The 18,204-nt window shown below is 69.0% G+C and carries 19 protein-coding genes; 18 read left to right on the top strand and 1 reads right to left on the bottom strand.

Annotation, left to right across the window (positions count from 1 at the left end):
• Positions 1-127: 127 nt before the first annotated feature.
• Positions 128-1,120 (bottom strand): PAS domain-containing protein, encoded by a 993-nt coding sequence (locus MKL20_RS07380; RefSeq protein WP_244036129.1) that lies wholly within the window; start codon positions 1,118-1,120, stop codon positions 128-130.
• A gap of 730 nt (positions 1,121-1,850) precedes the next feature.
• On the opposite strand from MKL20_RS07380, the gene MKL20_RS07375 reads away from it, so the two are divergent.
• From MKL20_RS07375 to MKL20_RS07290, 18 genes are all read left to right on the top strand, one after another.
• Positions 1,851-3,782, top strand: coding sequence for a methyl-accepting chemotaxis protein (locus tag MKL20_RS07375; protein ID WP_244036128.1), 1,932 nt, complete (start codon positions 1,851-1,853; stop codon positions 3,780-3,782).
• 31 nt (positions 3,783-3,813) lie between these two features.
• Positions 3,814-5,412: a chemotaxis protein CheW gene (locus tag MKL20_RS07370; RefSeq protein ID WP_243962647.1), complete on the top strand. Its 1,599-nt coding sequence runs from the start codon at positions 3,814-3,816 to the stop codon at positions 5,410-5,412.
• Positions 5,413-5,463: 51 nt separating this feature from the next.
• Positions 5,464-6,570, top strand: coding sequence for a chemotaxis-specific protein-glutamate methyltransferase CheB (gene cheB, locus MKL20_RS07365; RefSeq protein ID WP_244036127.1), 1,107 nt, complete (start codon positions 5,464-5,466; stop codon positions 6,568-6,570).
• Positions 6,560-7,177: a HEAT repeat domain-containing protein gene (locus MKL20_RS07360; RefSeq protein ID WP_244036126.1), complete on the top strand. Its 618-nt coding sequence runs from the start codon at positions 6,560-6,562 to the stop codon at positions 7,175-7,177. The genes cheB and MKL20_RS07360 overlap by 11 nt, the downstream gene beginning before the upstream one ends.
• Positions 7,177-8,052: a CheR family methyltransferase gene (locus MKL20_RS07355; RefSeq protein ID WP_243962650.1), complete on the top strand. Its 876-nt coding sequence runs from the start codon at positions 7,177-7,179 to the stop codon at positions 8,050-8,052. Before MKL20_RS07360 ends, MKL20_RS07355 begins: the two co-directional genes overlap by 1 nt.
• 7 nt (positions 8,053-8,059) lie before the next feature.
• Positions 8,060-8,437, top strand: a complete 378-nt coding sequence (locus MKL20_RS07350; RefSeq protein WP_244036125.1) for a response regulator — start codon at positions 8,060-8,062, stop codon at positions 8,435-8,437.
• Positions 8,434-11,076 carry a chemotaxis protein CheA gene (locus tag MKL20_RS07345; RefSeq protein WP_244036124.1) on the top strand — a complete coding sequence of 881 codons (2,643 nt, stop codon included), beginning with the start codon at positions 8,434-8,436 and terminating at the stop codon, positions 11,074-11,076. The genes MKL20_RS07350 and MKL20_RS07345 overlap by 4 nt, the downstream gene beginning before the upstream one ends.
• Positions 11,076-11,342 (top strand): hypothetical protein, encoded by a 267-nt coding sequence (locus tag MKL20_RS07340; RefSeq protein ID WP_244036123.1) that lies wholly within the window; start codon positions 11,076-11,078, stop codon positions 11,340-11,342. The genes MKL20_RS07345 and MKL20_RS07340 overlap by 1 nt, the downstream gene beginning before the upstream one ends.
• Positions 11,339-12,133, top strand: a complete 795-nt coding sequence (locus tag MKL20_RS07335) for a ParA family protein (protein ID WP_244036122.1) — start codon at positions 11,339-11,341, stop codon at positions 12,131-12,133. The genes MKL20_RS07340 and MKL20_RS07335 overlap by 4 nt, the downstream gene beginning before the upstream one ends.
• A 9-nt stretch (positions 12,134-12,142) precedes the next feature.
• Complete coding sequence (locus MKL20_RS07330; RefSeq protein WP_243962655.1) at positions 12,143-12,517, top strand: response regulator; 375 nt, start codon at positions 12,143-12,145, stop codon at positions 12,515-12,517.
• Between the two features lies 1 nt (position 12,518).
• The gene (locus MKL20_RS07325; RefSeq protein ID WP_244036121.1) at positions 12,519-13,751 is read left to right on the top strand and encodes a methyl-accepting chemotaxis protein; all 1,233 of its coding nucleotides are present in this window, start codon (positions 12,519-12,521) and stop codon (positions 13,749-13,751) included.
• Between the two features lie 96 nt (positions 13,752-13,847).
• Positions 13,848-14,231 carry a response regulator gene (locus MKL20_RS07320; protein WP_243962657.1) on the top strand — a complete coding sequence of 128 codons (384 nt, stop codon included), beginning with the start codon at positions 13,848-13,850 and terminating at the stop codon, positions 14,229-14,231.
• Between the two features lie 8 nt (positions 14,232-14,239).
• Positions 14,240-15,097 (top strand): STAS domain-containing protein, encoded by an 858-nt coding sequence (locus MKL20_RS07315; protein WP_244036120.1) that lies wholly within the window; start codon positions 14,240-14,242, stop codon positions 15,095-15,097.
• Positions 15,097-15,486: an STAS domain-containing protein gene (locus MKL20_RS07310; RefSeq protein WP_243962659.1), complete on the top strand. Its 390-nt coding sequence runs from the start codon at positions 15,097-15,099 to the stop codon at positions 15,484-15,486. The genes MKL20_RS07315 and MKL20_RS07310 overlap by 1 nt, the downstream gene beginning before the upstream one ends.
• Complete coding sequence (locus MKL20_RS07305) at positions 15,464-15,919, top strand: ATP-binding protein (RefSeq protein WP_243962660.1); 456 nt, start codon at positions 15,464-15,466, stop codon at positions 15,917-15,919. The genes MKL20_RS07310 and MKL20_RS07305 overlap by 23 nt, the downstream gene beginning before the upstream one ends.
• Entirely contained in the window at positions 15,916-16,329 is a 414-nt protein-coding gene (locus MKL20_RS07300; protein ID WP_244036119.1) for an anti-sigma regulatory factor, read from the top strand. The genes MKL20_RS07305 and MKL20_RS07300 overlap by 4 nt, the downstream gene beginning before the upstream one ends.
• On the top strand, positions 16,326-16,925 hold the full coding sequence (locus MKL20_RS07295) for a SpoIIE family protein phosphatase (RefSeq protein ID WP_244036118.1): 600 nt from the start codon (positions 16,326-16,328) through the stop codon (positions 16,923-16,925). Before MKL20_RS07300 ends, MKL20_RS07295 begins: the two co-directional genes overlap by 4 nt.
• 6 nt (positions 16,926-16,931) lie before the next feature.
• Positions 16,932-17,939 carry a sensor histidine kinase gene (locus MKL20_RS07290; protein WP_244036117.1) on the top strand — a complete coding sequence of 336 codons (1,008 nt, stop codon included), beginning with the start codon at positions 16,932-16,934 and terminating at the stop codon, positions 17,937-17,939.
• Positions 17,940-18,204 lie beyond the last annotated feature (265 nt).

Genomic DNA, 18,204 nt, shown 5'->3' with positions numbered 1-18,204 from the left:
TTGTCGGTCCGCTGTGCTCGTGAGAAGGATGAAGCTCCTGATGACCAGCGGATGGTTGGTTCATGGTAGCCTCACCGGCACACTTAACGATCCCGGCCTGCGCTCATGCGCTGATCGGTCATGAGCGTCACTGATTGATATAACCCCGCGGGAAGCGCCCGAGGTCGATCTCGATGGCGACCTGATCGGTGCCGGTCGCGACGAACCGGATCCCGACGCCCTCGAAGGCCTGCCGCACCGCCTGCCGAATCCGCGGACGCGGGCTCTCGCCGAACTCCTCCATCCGCCGGACGCTGGAGCCCGAGACGCCCGAGGCTTCCGCGAGGTCCTGGATCGACCAGCCGATCACCGCCCGGGCGCCGCGGATCAGCGGCCCGATCGTCGCGTCCGTCACCGCGTCGCGCGGGTCGTCCACCATCGCGAGCACGAGGCCGAACCATTCGCGCACGGCGCCGTCGGGATCGGCCTGCGCCGCGCCTCGACCGCTGAACCGGCGGTACTGGCCGTCGGCGCCGCGAATCCGATACTCCGCCCGGTAGGGCGCTCCGGTGGTCCGGGCGGCTTGCCAGGCGGCCGTCGCGGTCTGGCGATCGTCGGGATGAACCGCGTCGAGCCAGCCCGTCCCGGCCATCTCCGCGGCACTCTGCCCGGTCAGGTGCCCCCACCCGGCCGCCATCTCGATCTCCCCGGCCGGAAGCGCCGACCAGGTGGCGGCGGCGACCGCGCGCAGGACGCCGGTCTGGCGGGCCTGCATCCACGCCGCGATCCGCCGAGCCTCGTGCGTCGCCGTGATGTCGAGCAGGATGCCGTCGACCCGGGCCGGCCGGGCGTCGGATCCGAGCACCACCTCGGTCTTCAGGGCGACCCACCGGACCGTCTGGTCGGGCCGGATGATCCGGAACTCCCGATCGACCGCGTGGCCGCTCCGGAGCAGGTCCCACAGGTCGGCTTGGGCGGCCTCGTCGTCGGGGTGGATCAGCCTGCGGAACACGCCGCGCAGATCGTCCGCGAGCGGGAGACCGGCCACCCGGTAGAAGCCCGGGGAGCCCCAGAGCCTGCAGGTCGCGATCTCCAGCGACCAGAATCCGAGCCCGCCCCGCTCCTCGACGAGCTTCAGCATCTGGTCGGACGATAAAGGAATTCTTTCTGCAGCATTATCATTATCGAACGCAGCAATAGGGTCGTGCTTCATCTGTATAAGCTCAATCTAGCCATATATCGATCGGATTAAGACCGGCAGCAATCGACATCCAATCTGCTATGATGTCCTCCATATAGTATTGCTTTCGCCGACCTGTAACGCAGCCGCGGCCCCCTCCACTAGCACGAGCTAAGCAGGCCATCACTGTTGCGCCGGCATGGCACCAGGCCGCTCCGCCTGGTTCGGCCTGTCCGGAGAAGGCGGTCGCGCGTGATCCAGTCGGCGACATCCCGATTGTGTCCACGCCGCCGCCCAGATTCGATGTAAGGTTGGCTCGACATTTTGAGTCAATCTCAGGTCATCGTCGCACTTCTTTAAGCAATGGTGTAAAAATGAGCCGATTTTGATCAGAAGCAATCATTCAGAGAAAATTTTCCGATCGTCTGAGCAGATTTCAATCATAAAAAATCTTGTCAATCGACAACTTTGCGATAAAGATTATGTTGTCATTAGGTTATGTCTGTCATCTTCTGTTCGGAAGACAACGCGGATTGGCATATTTGAGGTAACTCCACACAATATTATTGAATATGAATCTAAAAACGACACACCAACCAGATACCACTCGAATATCGATATTCCTGCTTCCCTTCGGCGGCGGGAAATTCTCTGAACCCGGCACTCTGATCCCGACACAAGGCGTCGACACATGGCTCTCGCGAAGAAATCCGCCATCCACTCCATGCCGGCCCCGTCCGCTCCGAGGGAGAGCGTTTCGGCCTCCACGGGTCGATCGCACCTCGTCGCCGAGGCTGAGAAGCGCAAGGCCCGGACCTTCGCGCGCCAGCAGAAGGCCGCCGAGCGGATCGCCTCGGCCACCGCCGAGCTGTCCAGCGGGATCGCCGAGGCCTCGGCCGCGGCCGAGGAGCTGCGCAAGGCCTCCGAGCAGATCGGTGTCGGCGCCGAGGAGGCCGCGGGCGCCGCGCAGGAGACCATGAAGGCGGTGAACCAGGGGGCGGCCCTGATCCAGGCCGCCAAGGAGAACGCCACCACGTCGCTACGCAAGACCGAGGCCCTGTCCGATCTCGTCGTCCAGACCGCGGCGCAGATCGAGACGTCCGTGGCCGCGATCACCAAGGCGTCCGAGCGCCAGGAGGCGTCGGTGAAGCTGGTCGAGGAACTCGACCGGCAGGCGAGCGCCATCGGCGAGATCGTCAAGGCCGTCGCCCGGATCGCCGACCAGACCAACCTGCTGGCGCTCAACGCCGCCATCGAGGCGGCCCGGGCCGGCCAGCACGGCAAGGGCTTCGCGGTGGTCGCCGACGAGGTGCGCACCCTGGCCGAGACCAGCGAAAAGTCCGCCCGCGACATCCAGGCGCTCGTGGCGCAGATCCAGGCCGACGTGAAGGTCGCGGCCGACGGGATCAGCCAGTCGGCGATCTCGGCCCGGTCCCAGGTCGAGACCGGCCGGGCGGTCACGAGCCAGCTCGAGCGGGTCCGCACCGACATGGCCGGGATCATCGACGGCTGCACCGACCTTGCCCGGGCCGCCGACGAATCGGCCACTGCCGCCACCGAGGCGCAGAAGGGCGCGGAGATCATCGCGGCTGCGGCCGAGGAGCAGAGCGCGGCCTGCCAGGAGGCCGGCAAGATGGTCGAGCAGCAGACCACCGCGCTGGCGCAGAGCGAGGACGCCGCCCAGGAGCTGTCCGGCCTCGCCGAGGAGCTGAAGAACAGCACCAATATCGGCAAGAGCGCCGAGGAAGTCGCCTCCGCGGCGGAGGAGCTGTCCAGCGCCGTCGAGGAGATCAACCGCGCCGCCGGCCAGGTCACGATCGCCCTCGACGAGATCTCCAAGGGCGCCCAGCAGCAATCGGCCGCGACCCAGCAATCCTCGGCCGCCATCGCGCAGATCGAGCGGCGCGCCCAGGTGACCCAGACCCTGGCGGGGGCCGCCGTGGAGAAGGCGCAGGAAATCTCGCAGATGCTGGTCCAGAACAAGGAGCTGGTGGACGCGATGATCGGCGGCCTCGAGCAATCCGTCGAGGCGGGCCGCGTGAGCCGCGATCAGGTCGCCGCGCTGGAGCAGGTCAGCCGCCGCATCGACAAGATCGTCGATGCCATCACCACGGTCTCGATCCAGACCAACATGCTGGCGGTCAACGGCTCGGTCGAGGCGGCCCGCGCCGGCGAGTTCGGCAAGGGGTTCGCCGTGGTCTCGACCGATATCCGCAACCTCGCCCGGGATTCCGCCGAGAATGCCGAGCGGATCAAGGATACGGTCAAGACCATCCAGGACACGATCGTGTTCGTGCGCGGCGATATCCAGGAGATCGCCGACGGCGCCGCCCACGAGGTCGAGAAGAGCGCGGCCATTTCCCGGAACTTCGACACCGTGATCAAGGACATGGCCGAGGTGCTGGGCGGCAACCGGGAGATTCTGTCCGGCGCCGACGGGATCACCCGCATGGTCCGGGAGGTCCAGACGGCGATCGAGCAGGTCGCCGCCGCGGCCCAGCAGGCGGCGCGGACCTCCGGGGAGGCCGGAATCGCCGCCAGCGAGCAGGGCAAGGGCGCCGAGCAGCTCGCCGCCGCGATCGAGGAGATCGCCTCGCTCGCCGACGAGCTCCAGGCCGCCTGAGCCGAACCGCCCGGAGAGCGAGAGACCGACCATGGCAAACGCAGCAGCTCAGGCGGTGCAGGCGCTGGATTCCGGGTTCACCCCCGATCTGGCGGAGGGCACCGCACGGCCCGACCAGGAGGACGGACGCAGCGAGGCCCGTCAGTTCGTGATCTTTCACGTCGAGACGGAGATGTTCGCGGTCGCGCTGGCCGACGTGCAGGAGATCATCCGGATTCCCGAAGTGGTGCGGGTGCCGTTCAGCCCCGCCTCGCTGCTGGGGCTGGCCAATCTCCGCGGCACGGTCCTGCCGGTGCTGAACCTGCGGGACGTGTTCGCCTTCCCGCCGGTGCTGAACGACGACGCCACCCGGGTGGTGGTGCTCGACCAGGGCAATCCGATCGGCCTCGTGGTCGACCGGATGGCCAACGTCGTGACCGTCGATCCCGACCGGATCGAGCCGACCTCAGCGATCGAGGGCAGCGTCGACACCGCGCTCCTGACCGGGATGATCAAGGGCGACGACGGCCGGTCGATGGTGATGATCCTGGACGCGGCTCAGCTGGTGAGCCGCGAGTTCAGCCAGTTCTCCACGAAGACCCGCCGGGCCGCCGGCCAGGTGCAGGCCGCCGACGTCGCCTCGTCCGCCCGGGCCGAGGCCGAGGCTGACGAGGACCAGCTCGTGAGCTTCGAGGTGGCGGGTCAGGAATACGCCTTCCCGATCGAGCGGGTGCAGGAGATCGTGCAGCTGCCCGAGCGCCTGACCCACGTCCCGAACGCGCCGGCCCACGTGCTCGGGGTGATCACCCTGCGCAACCGCCTGCTGCCGCTCGTCTCCTTGCGCGAGATGTTCGGCCTCCAGGCCAAGGAATTCAGCGAGACCAACAAGGTCGTGGTGGTGTCGCTCGGCGAGGGCGGGACGTTCTCCGTCGGCGTCGTGATGGACAGCGTCAAGGAGGTGCTGCGGGTCAGCCGCAGCCTGGTCGAGGCGATGCCGGCGCTGCTGTCGCAGGACGGCGGCATGGACGAGATCCAGGCGATCTGCCGGCTGCAGGATGGGCAGCGGCTGGTCTCCATCCTGTCGGTCGAGAAGATGTTCGACACCAACGAGCTGCGCAAGCTTTCCGCCACGGGGAACGAGGGCATGAGTGCCGACGGACGACAGGACGGGGACGAGCGCCAGGACGCCGCCGACGAGGAGCAGTTCGTGGTGTTCCGGCTGATGGGCGAGGAATACGGCGTGCCGATCGAGGCGGTGCAGGAGATCGTCCGGGTGCCGGACGAGCTGACCCGGATCCCGAAGGCGCCGTCCTTCGTCGAGGGGGTGATCAACCTGCGCGGCGTCGTCCTGCCGGTGGTCGACCAGCGCCGTCGCTTCAACCTCGCCGAGGCGGAGCGCAACGACCGCCAGCGGATCATGGTCTTCACCGTCCGGGGCGTCCGGACCGGCTTCATCGTCGACTCGGTCTCCGAGGTGATGCGGATCTCGGCCAAGGCGATCGGCGAGGCGCCCAACCTCTCGGACGCGCAGCAGCGCCTGATCCGCCGGGTCGCCAACCTGGAGAGCCAGAAGCGCATGGTCCTCCTGCTCGACACGATGCAGCTGCTCGACACGCACGAAGCCGCCGCCGTCCAGCTCACGACCCACTGAGCGCGGGTCCGCCGCCCCTCACCCCGACCTGTCACCCCCGAAAGACCCCGCATGATCCGCGCCCTTGTGGCCGACGATTCCGCTCTGATGCGCAGGCACCTCACGCAGCTGCTCGAATCGGCGGGCGGCTTCACGGTTCAGACCGCCCGCAACGGCATCGAGGTCCTGGAGGCGCTCCAGAGCTTCGATCCGCACGTGATCACCCTCGACGTCAACATGCCGGAGATGGACGGGATCACCTGCCTGTCGCGGATCATGAGCGAGGATCCGCGGCCGGTGGTGATGGTCTCGTCGCTGACCGAGGAAGGCGCCGAGACGACCCTGCAGGCGCTGAGCCTCGGGGCGGTCGACTTCGTCCAGAAGCCCGGCGGCACGATCTCCCTGTCGATCGACCGGATCCACCGCGAATTGCTGATGAAGGTCCGGAGCGCCGCGGTCACCAAGGTCCGGCGCAGCACCGGCCTACGCGGGCGCCTGGCCGCCCAGCGACGCCGCCCCGCTCCGGCGGCACCGCCGCCGCAGGTCTCGTTCGCGGGCGGCCGCCCCGGGCTCGTGCTGATCGGCGTGTCCACGGGCGGCCCCGGGGTGCTGGAGGAGATCCTGCCGCGCCTGCCGAAGGATTTCCCCTGGCCGGTCCTGGTCGCCCAGCACATGCCGAGCAGCTTCACCGGCGTCTTCGCCCGGCGCCTGAACGACCTCTGCGCCGTCACGGTGGTGGAGGCCGCCCGCCAGATGCCGTTGGAGCCGGGCACGGTCTACATCGCCAAGGGGGATGCCGACCTCGTCGTCACCCGCCGGGGCATCGGCTATTCGGCGACGCCGCTGCCGCAGAGCGACGCGCATATCTGGCATCCCAGTGTCGCCCGCATGGTCGAGAGCGCGCTGGCCCTGCTCCCGGCCAACCGGCTGATCGGCGTGCAGCTCACCGGCATGGGCGACGACGGCGCCGAGGCGATGGCCCGGCTGCGCGCCGGCGGCGGCCTGACCATCGCGCAGGACGAGGAGACCAGCATCGTCTTCGGGATGCCGCAGGAACTGATCAAGCGCGGCGGGGCCACCGTGGTCCTGCCGAGCGACGCGATCGCAGAGCAACTGATCGGGTGGCTCCGTGCCCCCGAAGCCGGGACTCGAGCCGGGGAACGCCGCCGTGGCGCTTAAGAAACCGAACCACGCGCCGAAGGGTGCCGAGGAACCGCCGCACGCGGATCTCGCCGCGCTGACGGCTGCCCTCGCCGCGCCCGAGAGTGCCGAGCGGCGCCGGGCCGCCCGGGATCTCGGCGCCTTCCCGGAGGCCGGGCCGCTTCTCTGCACGCATCTCGCGCAGGAGCCGGCCACCAGCGTCCGGGCCGTGATCCTGACGACGCTGATCCGCCTCAAGTCGCCCGCGGTGGTGGCCGGCCTGCTGCCCCTGCTGCGCAGCGAGGACAGCGCCCTGCGCAACGCCGCGATCGAGGCGCTCCAGGAGATGCCGGCCGAGGTGGAGCCGCACGTCGCCGACCTGCTGGCCGATTCCGACAGCGACGTCCGCATCATGGCGGTCAACATGCTGAGCCTGCTGCCGCACCCGAAGGCGCCGGACTGGCTGGCCGCGGTCGTGGCGCGCGATGCCCACATCAACGTCTGCGCGGCGGCGGTCGACGGCCTCGCGGAGATCGGCAACGAGAGCGCCGTCGCGCCGCTCCAGGCCCTGGCCGCGCGCTTCCCCGACGTGCCGTTCATCCGCTTCGCGGCCGCCGCGGCGATCCGCCGGATCGGAGGGTCGTGATGCAGCCCAACCGTACCTTCGGTCAGACCACCCCGGCGATCCAGATCACCGAGGACGATTACGAAAAATTCTACGAATATTTCTACCGCCGCACGGGCATCTCGTTCAGCGGCAAGAAGGAATATTTCGTCGAGAAGCGCCTCCTGGAGCGGATCGCCAAGACCGGAAGCGACAGCTTCAAGGCCTACTTCACCCTGCTGCGCTTCCAGGCCTCCGGCGAGGAGCTGCAGCACCTCGTCAACCTGATGACGGTCAACGAGACCTACTTCTTCCGCGAGGATTACCAGTTCGACGCCCTGGTGCGCGGCATCCTGCCCGAGATCACCCGGACGCGCCGCCCCGGCGGGACTCTGCGGATCTGGTCGATGCCGTGCTCGACCGGGGAGGAGCCGTACTCGATCGCGATCCAGATCCTCGAATACTGGTCGCGGGCGGACGAGTTCGCCATCGAGATCACCGGGTCGGACATCGATTCCCGGGTTCTGGCCGATGCCCGCAAGGGGATCTACGGCAACCGCTCCCTGCAGCGGCTGTCGCCGGAGCTGCGCAAGAAGTACTTCCGCCGGCTCGGCGACGACCAGTTCGAGATCCACGAGGAGCTGCGCGGCTCCATCGAGTTCTCGATCGCCAACCTGTCCGATCCGATCCACATGCACCGCTACCGCGCGATGGACGTGATCTTCTGCCGTAACCTGCTGATTTATTTCGACGACACGTCCCGACGCGCCGCGGTCGAAGCGCTCTACGAATGCCTGGTCCCGGGCGGCTTCATCTGCCTGGGCCATTCCGAGAGCATGAGCCGCATGTCGTCGATGTTCCTGCCGCGCAAGTTCGGCGACACGATCGTCTATCAAAGACCGATCGATCAGGATTGATACGAGCATGTCCGGCAAACGAATACTTGTCGTCGAAGACGGCATCACGATGCGGATGTTCTACCAGGACGTGCTCGGCCGCGCCGGGTTCGTGGTCGAGGAGGCCGCCAACGGCGTCGAGGGCCTGGAGAAGGTTCTGCTCGGCGGCTTCGACCTGATGATCGTCGACATCAACATGCCCAAGATGGACGGCTACGAGCTGGTGTCCCGGATCCGCCGCGAGCCGTCGCTCCAGGCGATTCCCGTGGTCACGATCAGCACCGAGGCCAAGGACGCGGACGCGAGCCGGGCCTACGCGGTGGGCGCGAATTTCTACATCGTCAAACCGGCCGATCCCGTGCTCCTCGTCGAGACCGCGCGCCTGCTGACCGGTGCGCAGGCATGACCAACCCCCTGCTGGCCCGGTTCATCCCGGAGGCGCGTGAGCTTCTGCAGGTCTCGGCCAGCGGATTGCTGAAGCTGGAGCGGAACCCGACCGACGAGACCGCGATCAACGAGGTGTTCCGGGCGGTCCACACGATCAAGGGCTCGTCCGGCCTGTTCGACGCGGTGGCCCTGACACGGCTGGTCCATGCCGCCGAGGATCTCCTCGGGGAGGTCCGGTCCGACGCGCTCCAGATCGATTCGAGCCTGGTCGACATGCTGCTCGACAGCCTCGACCAGGTCGGCCAGTGGATCGACGAGTTGGAGCGGCGCTCGGCGCTGCCGACGGATGCCGACGGGGTCGCGCACCGGATGGCCGCGCAGCTGCGCCAGCGGCTGGGCGCGCAGGACCAGGACGATGTGCCCGACGACGCACCGGCGGACGGCGCGCCACAGGGGGCCGATCCGGCGCCCGACGGCGACGTCGCGACGCTGCCGCCGGGGTTTCTCGCCCGCCTGTCGGCCCCCGCCTGCCTGGACGCGTTCCGCCGCGCCTGCGGCGGCCAGGCCGTGCATCTCGTCCGCTACGCGCCAGAACCCGGCTGCTTCTTCAACGGCACCGATCCCCTGCAGGCGATCCAGCAGGTGCCCGGCGCGCTGGCCCTCGACATTGCGGCGGCCGAGCCCTGGGGACCGCTGGAGGATCTCGACCCGTACCAGTGCAACCTGCACTTCTCCCTGCTGACCGCGGCGCCCCGGCCCGAGATCGAGCAGGCGATGCGCTACGAGCTGGACCAGATCATCATCGCCCCCGTCCGGCCCCGGGACCTCGTGCGGATCGAAGGCGAGCCCAGCGACGGGCCGATCTGGGACGACTTTCGCGAGGCGGCCTCGGCGTTCCTCGCCGCGGGGCGCCACGACGATCTGCGTAAGGCCGTCGGCGCGCTGCGCAGCGTCGCCGGGCCGACGCTCTGGCGCCGGCAGGCGCTGGACTGGCTGGAGGCCGCCCTGTCGGCGGCGCAGCCCGATCCCGCCCTCGTGGCGGCTTTGGTGGCGGCGGCCGGTTCGGGCCGGTTCGATCCGGCCCCGGCCGCCCCTGCGCCCGCAGCCCCGGCTCCGGCTCCGGCTCCGCAACCGGCACCACAGGCCGCCGACCCACGCCAGGAGCTCGCCCGCTCGGTCCTGGCGAGCCAGCACCGGGCCCTGGAGCAGGCAGGCTACGATGCGGATCGCCTCGCCTCAGTCGGGACCGTGGTGGGGAACGTGCTCCTCAGCCTCGGGCGCGACGCCGACCGCATCGCCATCCAGGCGGCGTTCGAGGCGGCCCGGGAGGCCCGTTCGGTCGCGCCGGTTCTGAGCGCCCTGTCGGCCGTGCTCGACGGCGCCCCGCTCCACCGCACGGAGGCGGCGCCCGCGCTGCCGGACGCGCTGCCCCCGGCCTTCGAGGAGGCCGCGCCGGTGGCGGGCGCGAAGGAGCCCGAGGGCCGCATCGCCCCAAAATCCCTGAAGGTCGACCAGGCGAAGATCGACCTGCTGATGAACCTGATCGGCGAGCTGGTCGTCTCCAAGAACGCCCTGCCGTTCCTCGCCAAGCGGGCGGAGGAGACCTACGCCTCGCGCGAGATGTCCCGCGAGATCAAGGAGCAATACGCGGTCATCGACCGGCTCGCCCAGGAGATGCAGGGCGCGATCATGCAGGTCCGCATGCTGCCGGTCTCCGAGATCTTCGACCGGTTCCCCCGGCTGGTGCGCGACCTCGCGCGCAAGCTCGGCAAGCGGATCGACCTCGCCCTCGAAGGCGAGGACACGGCGGCCGACAAGACCATCATCGAGGCCCTGGGCGACCCGCTGCTGCACATCGTCCGCAACTCCCTCGACCACGGGCTCGAATCGCCGGACGAGCGCCGGGCGGCGGGCAAGTCGGCGACGGCGCGCATCCTGCTCAAGGCCCGCGAGGAGGCCGACAGCGTCGTCATCGAGGTCCAGGACAACGGCCGCGGGATCGACCCGGTCCGGATCCGCGCCGCCGCCATCGCCAAGGGCGTGATCGGCCAGGAGGAGGCGGACCGCCTGTCCGACCAGGAGGCGATCAACCTGATCTACCGCCCGGGCTTCTCGACGGCCGCGGAGATCTCAGACCTATCCGGCCGCGGGGTCGGGATGGATGTGGTGCTGACCACCGTGGAGAAGCTCGGCGGCCAGGTCTCGGTGAGCTCCCGCCTCGGCGAGGGGACGACGACCCGCCTCGCCCTGCCGCTCAGCATGGCGGTCACCCGGATCATGATCGTGGAGGCCGCCGGCAGCCTCTACGGCGTGCCGATGGACATGATCGTCGAGACCGTGCGGGTCCCGCGCGAGCGCATCCGGATGATCAAGAAGGCCGAGACCTTCGTGCTGCGCGAGACGATCATCCCGCTGCTGCGGCTGTCGCGCCTGCTGCACCTGCCCGATCAGCCGCGGGGCGAGGCCGACGCCGCCGTCCTCGTCTGCCACGTCAACGGCCGGCGCGTCGGGCTGATCATCGACAACTTCCGGGAAGGGATGGACGTGATCCTGAAGCCCCTGGAGGGCGTCCTGACCGGTCTCGGCGGCTATGCCGGCACGACCCTCCTGGGGGATGGCCGCGTCCTCCTGGTCCTCGACCTCAGGGAGCTGCTGTGATGGCCATCCGGATCGTCCGCAAGACCATCCATCTCGAAGGGCATTGCAGCGTCGAGGAGGCCCTGCCGCTGCTGGAGGCGCTGCGCAAGCCGGGCGCCCACAAGGTCGTGCTGACCAAGTGCCAGGGGCTCCACGCCGCGATCCTGCAGGTTCTCGCCGCCGCGCGGCCGGCCGCGCTCACGCCGCCCGCCGACCCGGCGCTGGCCGGCCTGGTCATGCCGTTCCTCGACGCGTCCCGGCAGGCGGCGCCCGGAGCGGCCGCGTGACCACGATCCTGGCCATCTCGAACCGGAAGGGCGGCAGCGGCAAGTCGACGACCTCGGTCAACCTGGCGGCGGAATGCGGCGCCCGCGGCCGGCGCACGCTGCTGGTCGATCTGGACACCCAGGGGCATGCCGGGCTCGGCTTCGGCGTCGTGCCGGAGCGCGACGCGCCGACCGCCCACCACGTCTTCACGAGCCCCGATTTCGACTTGCAGGCGGCCATCCGGCCGACCGCCTGCGCGGGCGTGTCGGTCGCCCCCGCCGACCAGCTGTTCGACGGCACCACGGCTTTGGACCGCAGCGTCTCGGCCCTGCAGCGATGCCTGCGCAGCCCGGAGATCGCGGCGCGGTTCGATCTCGTGATCCTCGACACGCCGCCGTCGCTCGACATGATCCTGGTGAACGCCCTGGCGGCGGCCGACGGCGTGCTCGTCCCGATGATCCCCCACGCCCTGTCGGCCGAGGGCGTGCGGCAGCTGGCGCGGCTGTTCTTCCGCATCGCCACGACGGTCAATAGCGGCCTGAAGGTCGTCGGATTGCTGCCGGTGATGCTGAACGTGCACACCAATCACCACCGCGAGACCATGCAGGACATCGCCCGGGAATTCGGGATCGAGCGCGTGCTCACCGGGATCCGGACCGACATCCGTCTGGCGGAGGCGTTCGCCGCCCGTAAACCCGTCCGGGACTATGCACCCCTGAGCCGGGGAACCGCCGATTACGGCCTTCTCGCCGACGAGCTGACCGCCGTCTGGCAGGCCGATGCGGCGCCCGCCGCCCACGCACCATCCTAGGAGAAACTCTTGGCCACAACGATCATGATTGTCGACGATTCCCCCACGATGCTGATGAGCATCGAGGGGATCCTGAGCAAGGCCGGACTCGGCGTCCTCAAGGCGGCGAGCGGCGAGGAAGCCGTCACGACGCTGCAGGGCGGCGCCAAGCCCAACCTGCTGATCACCGACCTCAACATGGGCGCGATGAACGGCATCGACCTCATCCGCCGGGTGCGCAAGCTTCCGGGCCTTCAGTTCATCCCGATCCTGATGCTGACCACCGAGTCCCAGCAGGACAAGCGCAACGAGGCGAAGTCGGCGGGTGCCACGGGCTGGATCGTCAAGCCGGTGGATCCGGAAGCCCTGCTCAAGGTGATCCGTCAGCTTGTTCCCGGAGCCTGATATGGCCTGGGTGCCCCCGCCGCGCGCGATCCGATGGATCGGCCCGCTCTGTGCGGTCCTCACGGCCCTGGCGCTCGCCGCCGTCGGCGCGGTCGCGTTCGGCCCCGCGCCGGGCGTCGCCGCCCTCGCGGTGCTCGGCTTTGCGGCCACGTGGGGCGCGGCCTGGGCCTCGGTGACGCTGAACCGCCATGCGATGGAGCTGGAGGCGCCGGCGCCCCAGGAGCCGGCACTGCTTCCGGCGGATCGGCCGGACGAATCCGGGGCGCAGGACGCTGCGGGACGCGCGGAGATCCAGGCCGGGATCCAGGCCGCTCTGGCCGACCATTTCGCGGTCTACGATCGCCTGTTCGAGCGCGCCGCCAATGACACGGCCTCGGTCACCACCGAGACCGAGGCCGCCGCCTTCGACATCATGACCAGCCTGCGGGAGGTCGATGGCGCGATGACCGAGCTGCTGGCCTTCCTCGACCTGTCCGGCTCCAACGCGCGGGTGATCGAGATCGTCGACCAGACCGACCAGCAGCTCACCGAGAACCGGCAGCTGATCGGCGACTTCCTGGTCCGGCGCGACCAGGACGTGGTGGAATGCCGGCAGCGTCTCGACGAGCTCGACGTCGCGACCGCGCAGCTGACGCGGGCGACCGAAGGCGTGCAGACCATCGCCCGCCAGACCAACCTGCTCGCCCTGAACGCGACGATCGAGGCCGCCCGGGCCGAGAAGGCCGGCGCGGGCTTCGCCGTGGTGGCGAAGGAGGTCAAGGAACTCTCGAGCGCCTCGGCCAGCACCGCGAGCCGGATCGCCCAGGATCTCGCCAGCCTGCGCGAGTCCATCCGGGAAAACTTCTCCGTCCTGGTCAACGCCCGCATCGAGGGCGAGCGCGGCGAACTCATGAAGATCGCCGCGGCGATCGCCAGCCTCACGGAGAACATGGAGCGCTTAGTCGCCCACCAGCGGGACACGTTGGTGAAGGTCCAGGAAGAGAGCGCCCGCATCGCCCAGCCGATCGTCCGCCTCATCGGTTCGATCCAGTTTCAGGACGTCACCCGGCAGCGCCTGCAGCATCTGGAAGGTATCTTTGGGGCGGCCCGGACACATCTCCAGGCGCTGGATCTATCGAATCCCTTGACGAAATCTTGGCCGGACGTTAAGTCTTTTGCAGAAATCGCGCTCTCAGAAGGGCCGTCACCGCCAAGAAATAATGTGAAGAACAATAATGAAATCGAGTTGTTTTAGTTTTTATTGAGAGACTTAGATTTAAGAACTGCATCCGTCCTGTCTATTAGGGTACGCGATGCGCCATTTCAGGTTTGAAAACAGAAGGATTGATCTATGGCATCGGTCCTACTGACGGATGACGTGTCGGTCGTCAGGATGACGATCCGGCGGTTTCTCGAGCGGGGTCAGCACACGGTCCAGGAATGCGGGTCCGCCGCCGAGGCGGAGGCGCTCCTGGGCGCCCGGCCGTTCGACATCCTCGTCACCGACCTCTGGATGCCCGGACGGGACGGCCTGACGCTGATCGGCTGGGTCAAGGCGCACAAGCCCGGCCTGCCGATCATCGCGATTACCGGGGGCGCCCCACGGGCACCCCAGCTCTTCTCGATGGAGGAGGCGGCGCGCGTCGGAGCCGACCGCGTCCTCATGAAGCCGGTCGGCATGCAGGAACTCCTGGGCGCCGTCTCCGCCCTCGCCCCATCAGCCGCCACGGAGTGACCGAACTGATGCACGGCGTCGGACAAATTCTTCTACAGAACCGGGCGAGCGTGCTCGATGCGTGGCTCGCACGCCTGCGCGACACCGCGCCGGGGGCGCATCCGGCCTCGCTTCAGCTGCTCAAGCTCGAACTGGGCACGCTGGTCGAGAAGCTCACGGGCTATTTCCTCACGGATGACGAAGACGGCGCCGGCGCCGGCCCCGCCTTCAAGTCCGTCGAGGAGCAGGCCGCCACGACCAGCGCCGCCTGCGCCCGCGACGGCCTGACGCCGATGGAGACCGCCACGCTCATCCTGTCGCTGAAGTCGATCGCGGGTGAGCTGCTCGATCGCGAGACCAGCGCCAAGGCGACCGAACTCTACAGGATGCGTACCGCCCTCGATGCGGTGGTGGACAGGCTGGCGCTGGTCACTTTCGCGGCCTTCGTCGAGACGCGCGAGGAGATCATCAAGCGCCAGGGCCGGGCGCTCCTGGATCTCGCGACCCCGGCGCTGCCGATCTGGCGTCACATCATCCTGATGCCGCTCGTCGGGATCATCGACACGCAGCGGGCCCGTCAGGTGATGGAATGGCTGCTCGAGGCGCTGTCCCGGGAGGAGGCGCGGATCGCGATCCTCGACGTGACCGGCGTGCCGCTGATCGACAGCCGCGTCGCCCTGCACCTGACCAAGACCGTCGAGGCCGCGCGCCTGCTCGGCTCCCAGGTGATCGTCACCGGCATCAGCCCCGACGCGGCCCAGACCCTCGTGAAGCTCGACGTGGACCTGTCGAACATGATCACCCGGGGCAGCCTGCGGTCCGGCCTGGCCGAGGCCTTCCGGCTCCTCGGCCAGCATTCCAAGGGCCCGATCGAGACGATGATCTGATGCGCGTCCCCATCCTCCGGCTCGGCCGCGTCCTCCTGACCTCCCTGCCGGCCGACCTGACGGACCAGCAGGTGATGGACCTCCAGATCGACGCCCTCGCGCTGATCCAGGCCGGAAAAGCCGACGGGCTCGTGATCGACATCACGGCCGCGGACGTCGTCGATTCCTACATGGCCCGGATCCTCTCGGAGACGGCCAAGATGGTGAAGATCATGGGCGGCGTGGCGGTCCTGGCCGGGATGCAGCCCGCCGTGGCCCTGACCCTCGTGGAGATGGGCCGGGGCATGATCGACATGGAGACCGCCTTCGATCTCGAGGGCGGTGTGGCCAAGGTCGCTCGGATGGTGGCGTCCCGCGGAGGTCGCCATGACGAAGTCCCGACCACCTGATCGCTCCGAACTGGAACCGGGGGCGTCCGGCACCGCGACGCGCGCGGTCATCGACATCCGGATCCAGGACGACATCCTGCGGGCACGCCAGGCGAGCCGCGCCGCCGCCGCCGCGATCGGGTTCGGCACCGTCGATCAGACCCGCCTGGCCACGGTCGTCTCCGAGCTCACCCGCAACATCCTGACCTATGCCGGCAACGGCGAATGCCGGGTGCTCACGCGGCTGACGGCCCAGGAGCGGAACATCGTGATCGAGGCTGAGGACCAGGGCCCCGGAATCGCCGACGTTACCGGCGCGCTGACGCGCGGATACTCCACCGGGGGCGGCCTCGGCCTCGGCCTCGCCGCCGTGCACAAGCTGATGGACGACATGACCATCGAGACCCGTCCGGGCCGCACCCTGGTCCGGGCCGGCATGACGAGGCGCCGATGAGTCTGGAACCGGACGTGGTGACCGTCAACGTGACGAGCGAGATCGACGCCGCCGAGGCGCGGCAGGAGGCGCGCCGGCTCGCCCTGCGCCACGGCTTCACCACCGTGCGGGCGCACGGCCTGGCGACGGCGGTGTCCGAACTCGCCATGAACCTCGTCCTTCACACCGACCGTGGCGGCCTGATCCGCCTGACCGCGCAGGATGCGACCGGGGCGGCCGTGATCGAGCTGGTCGCCGAGGATAATGGCCCGGGGATTCCCGATCTCGCGCTGGCCATGGAGGACGGCTTCTCGACCCGCGGCGGCCTGGGCTGCGGTCTCCCGGGGACGCGCCGCCTGGTCGACACCTTCGCGATCACCTCCCGGGTCGGGGAAGGGACCCGCATCGTCTGCCTGGTGCGGCGGCCATGAATCCGGCATCGCAGATCCCGGAGCCCCGGATCGCCGCGGCGACCCGGACCTATCCCGGGGAGACCGCGTGCGGCGACATGGTCGCCTGGTGGCAGGAGGGGGACGCCACCTTCGCCTGCATCGTCGACGGCCTCGGCCACGGGCCGGACGCCCACCACGCCGCCCGCAGCCTGCTCGCCCTGGTCGAGGGGCAGGCGGGCATCGAGCCGACGCAACGGCTCGTCACCGCCGACAGGGCCATGCGCCACACCCGCGGCGCCGCGGCAGCGCTGGTGCGGATCGATCCCGCCGCGCGCACCATCACGGTGGCGGCGGTCGGCAACATCCAGGGGGCGCTGTTCTCCACGCGAACCCTGCGCTTCGACGGCATGCCGGGGATCGTCGGGGCGGGCCTGCGCCCGCTCAAGCCGCTCATCCTGCCGTTTTCCGCCGCCGACATCCTGGTCCTGTGGACCGACGGTCTGCGGCCGGTGGATCTGGAAGCGGACCCGCAGGCGGCGCGCGGCGATCCCGAGCGCCTCGCCGCGGACCTGATGGCCAGCCACGGACGCCAGAGCGACGATTGCGGCGTCCTCTGCGTCGCGTTCCGCGCGTGACGCTGCATGAACAGCCTCCTGCAGCGCTACACCGCCGGCATGGCCCGCTACGTCGCCACGGCGGCCGAGGCGCCGCTCCTCGACATCGAGGAACTCGGCCGCCTGGCGATCACCGACGACATCTCCCTCGACGAGATTGCCGGCCTGCATGAGGGCGCGGCGCTGGCGCTGACCGACCAGGGCGTGCCGATCAACGAGCCGGAGATCATCCGGCGCATGTCGGCCTGCCTGAGCGCCTTGATGGTCTCGGCGGCGGTGGCCTACCGCACCAAGATCGACCTGCTCGAGCAGCATCGGCAGCAGGAGCGCGACCGGACCGAGCGGGACCGGCAGCGCCTGGAGACGCTCGGCCAGTTCGTCGGCTCGGTGGCGCACGAGCTCAACAACCTGCTCCAGCCCGTGCGCGGGATGACCGAGATCATGCTGGCGGACCTGCCCGGGAAGCCCCCTGAGCGCGCCGATCTCGAAGTGGTGGAAGCCTGCGCGATCCAGGCGGTCGGCGTCATCCAGGGCATCCTGGCCTATGTCCGGCGCGAGACGATCGCGCCCCAGAGCCTAGCGTTCGGCGACGCCGTGGCGACCGCCTGCACCTTCATCCGGCCGATGCTGCGCGAGCCGTTCGAGGTCGCGATCCGGGATCAAGACACCAAGGTCCTGGCCCTCCAGGGCGAGCTGACCCAGATCCTCCTGAACCTGCTCCAGAACGCCGTGCAGGCCGGGGCGACGCGGATGCGGGTCGAGGTCGATCGGATCGACGGCGACCGGGCGGGGGGCGCCGGAGCGCGAGCGTGGATGCGGCTCCGGGTGGTCGACGATGGCCAAGGCATGTCCGCCGCCGTCGCGGCCCACGCGTTCGATCCGTATTTCACCACCAAGGCGACCGGCCAGGGCACCGGCCTCGGGCTCGCGATCGTCCGAAGCATCGTGGTCGGCTGGTCGGGCGACCTGCAGCTCCAGTCGGAGCCGGGCCACGGAACCACCCTCACCCTGCTGCTGCCGGTCTCCGCCGGCTGAGGCGATCCGATGACCTTCGTCCCGGACGACGGCGCGTTGACGATCGTTCGGAAGGGCGATCCGGTCTGGCGGCGATAACCCGACGAGGGCACAGCACGAAGGCCAACCACGCGACGGATCCGTAGCGTTGGCGGCGCTCCAAACACGAAAAACCCGGTCCGCGTGAGCGGACCGGGTTTTTGATGGTGGTCGAGTAGTGGGAAAAGATTTGGTTGCGGGGACAGGATTTGAACCTGTGACCTTCAGGTTATGAGCCTGACGAGCT

The organism is Methylobacterium sp. E-066, assembly GCF_022829635.1.
Classification (GTDB): Bacteria; Pseudomonadota; Alphaproteobacteria; order Rhizobiales; family Beijerinckiaceae; genus Methylobacterium.
Note: the sequence above shows the minus strand (reverse complement) of the source record. Positions and strands in the feature narration are given on the sequence as shown.

Excerpts from the sequence above, each read along its gene's own strand:
- MKL20_RS07345 (WP_244036124.1), top strand. The coding sequence starts at position 8,434 with ATGACCAACCCCCTGCTGGCCCGGTTCATCCCGGAGGCGCGTGAGCTT.
- MKL20_RS07310 (WP_243962659.1), top strand. The coding sequence starts at position 15,097 with ATGCGCGTCCCCATCCTCCGGCTCGGCCGCGTCCTCCTGACCTCCCTG.
- MKL20_RS07355 (WP_243962650.1), top strand. The coding sequence starts at position 7,177 with ATGCAGCCCAACCGTACCTTCGGTCAGACCACCCCGGCGATCCAGATC.
- MKL20_RS07300 (WP_244036119.1), top strand. The coding sequence starts at position 15,916 with ATGAGTCTGGAACCGGACGTGGTGACCGTCAACGTGACGAGCGAGATC.
- MKL20_RS07305 (WP_243962660.1), top strand. The coding sequence starts at position 15,464 with ATGACGAAGTCCCGACCACCTGATCGCTCCGAACTGGAACCGGGGGCG.
- MKL20_RS07325 (WP_244036121.1), top strand. The coding sequence starts at position 12,519 with ATGGCCTGGGTGCCCCCGCCGCGCGCGATCCGATGGATCGGCCCGCTC.
- MKL20_RS07340 (WP_244036123.1), top strand. The coding sequence starts at position 11,076 with ATGGCCATCCGGATCGTCCGCAAGACCATCCATCTCGAAGGGCATTGC.
- MKL20_RS07370 (WP_243962647.1), top strand. The coding sequence starts at position 3,814 with ATGGCAAACGCAGCAGCTCAGGCGGTGCAGGCGCTGGATTCCGGGTTC.
- MKL20_RS07375 (WP_244036128.1), top strand. The coding sequence starts at position 1,851 with ATGGCTCTCGCGAAGAAATCCGCCATCCACTCCATGCCGGCCCCGTCC.
- MKL20_RS07315 (WP_244036120.1), top strand. The coding sequence starts at position 14,240 with ATGCACGGCGTCGGACAAATTCTTCTACAGAACCGGGCGAGCGTGCTC.
- MKL20_RS07350 (WP_244036125.1), top strand. The coding sequence starts at position 8,060 with ATGTCCGGCAAACGAATACTTGTCGTCGAAGACGGCATCACGATGCGG.
- cheB (WP_244036127.1), top strand. The coding sequence starts at position 5,464 with ATGATCCGCGCCCTTGTGGCCGACGATTCCGCTCTGATGCGCAGGCAC.
- MKL20_RS07290 (WP_244036117.1), top strand. The coding sequence starts at position 16,932 with ATGAACAGCCTCCTGCAGCGCTACACCGCCGGCATGGCCCGCTACGTC.
- MKL20_RS07295 (WP_244036118.1), top strand. The coding sequence starts at position 16,326 with ATGAATCCGGCATCGCAGATCCCGGAGCCCCGGATCGCCGCGGCGACC.
- MKL20_RS07380 (WP_244036129.1), bottom strand. The coding sequence starts at position 1,120 with ATGCTGAAGCTCGTCGAGGAGCGGGGCGGGCTCGGATTCTGGTCGCTG.
- MKL20_RS07320 (WP_243962657.1), top strand. The coding sequence starts at position 13,848 with ATGGCATCGGTCCTACTGACGGATGACGTGTCGGTCGTCAGGATGACG.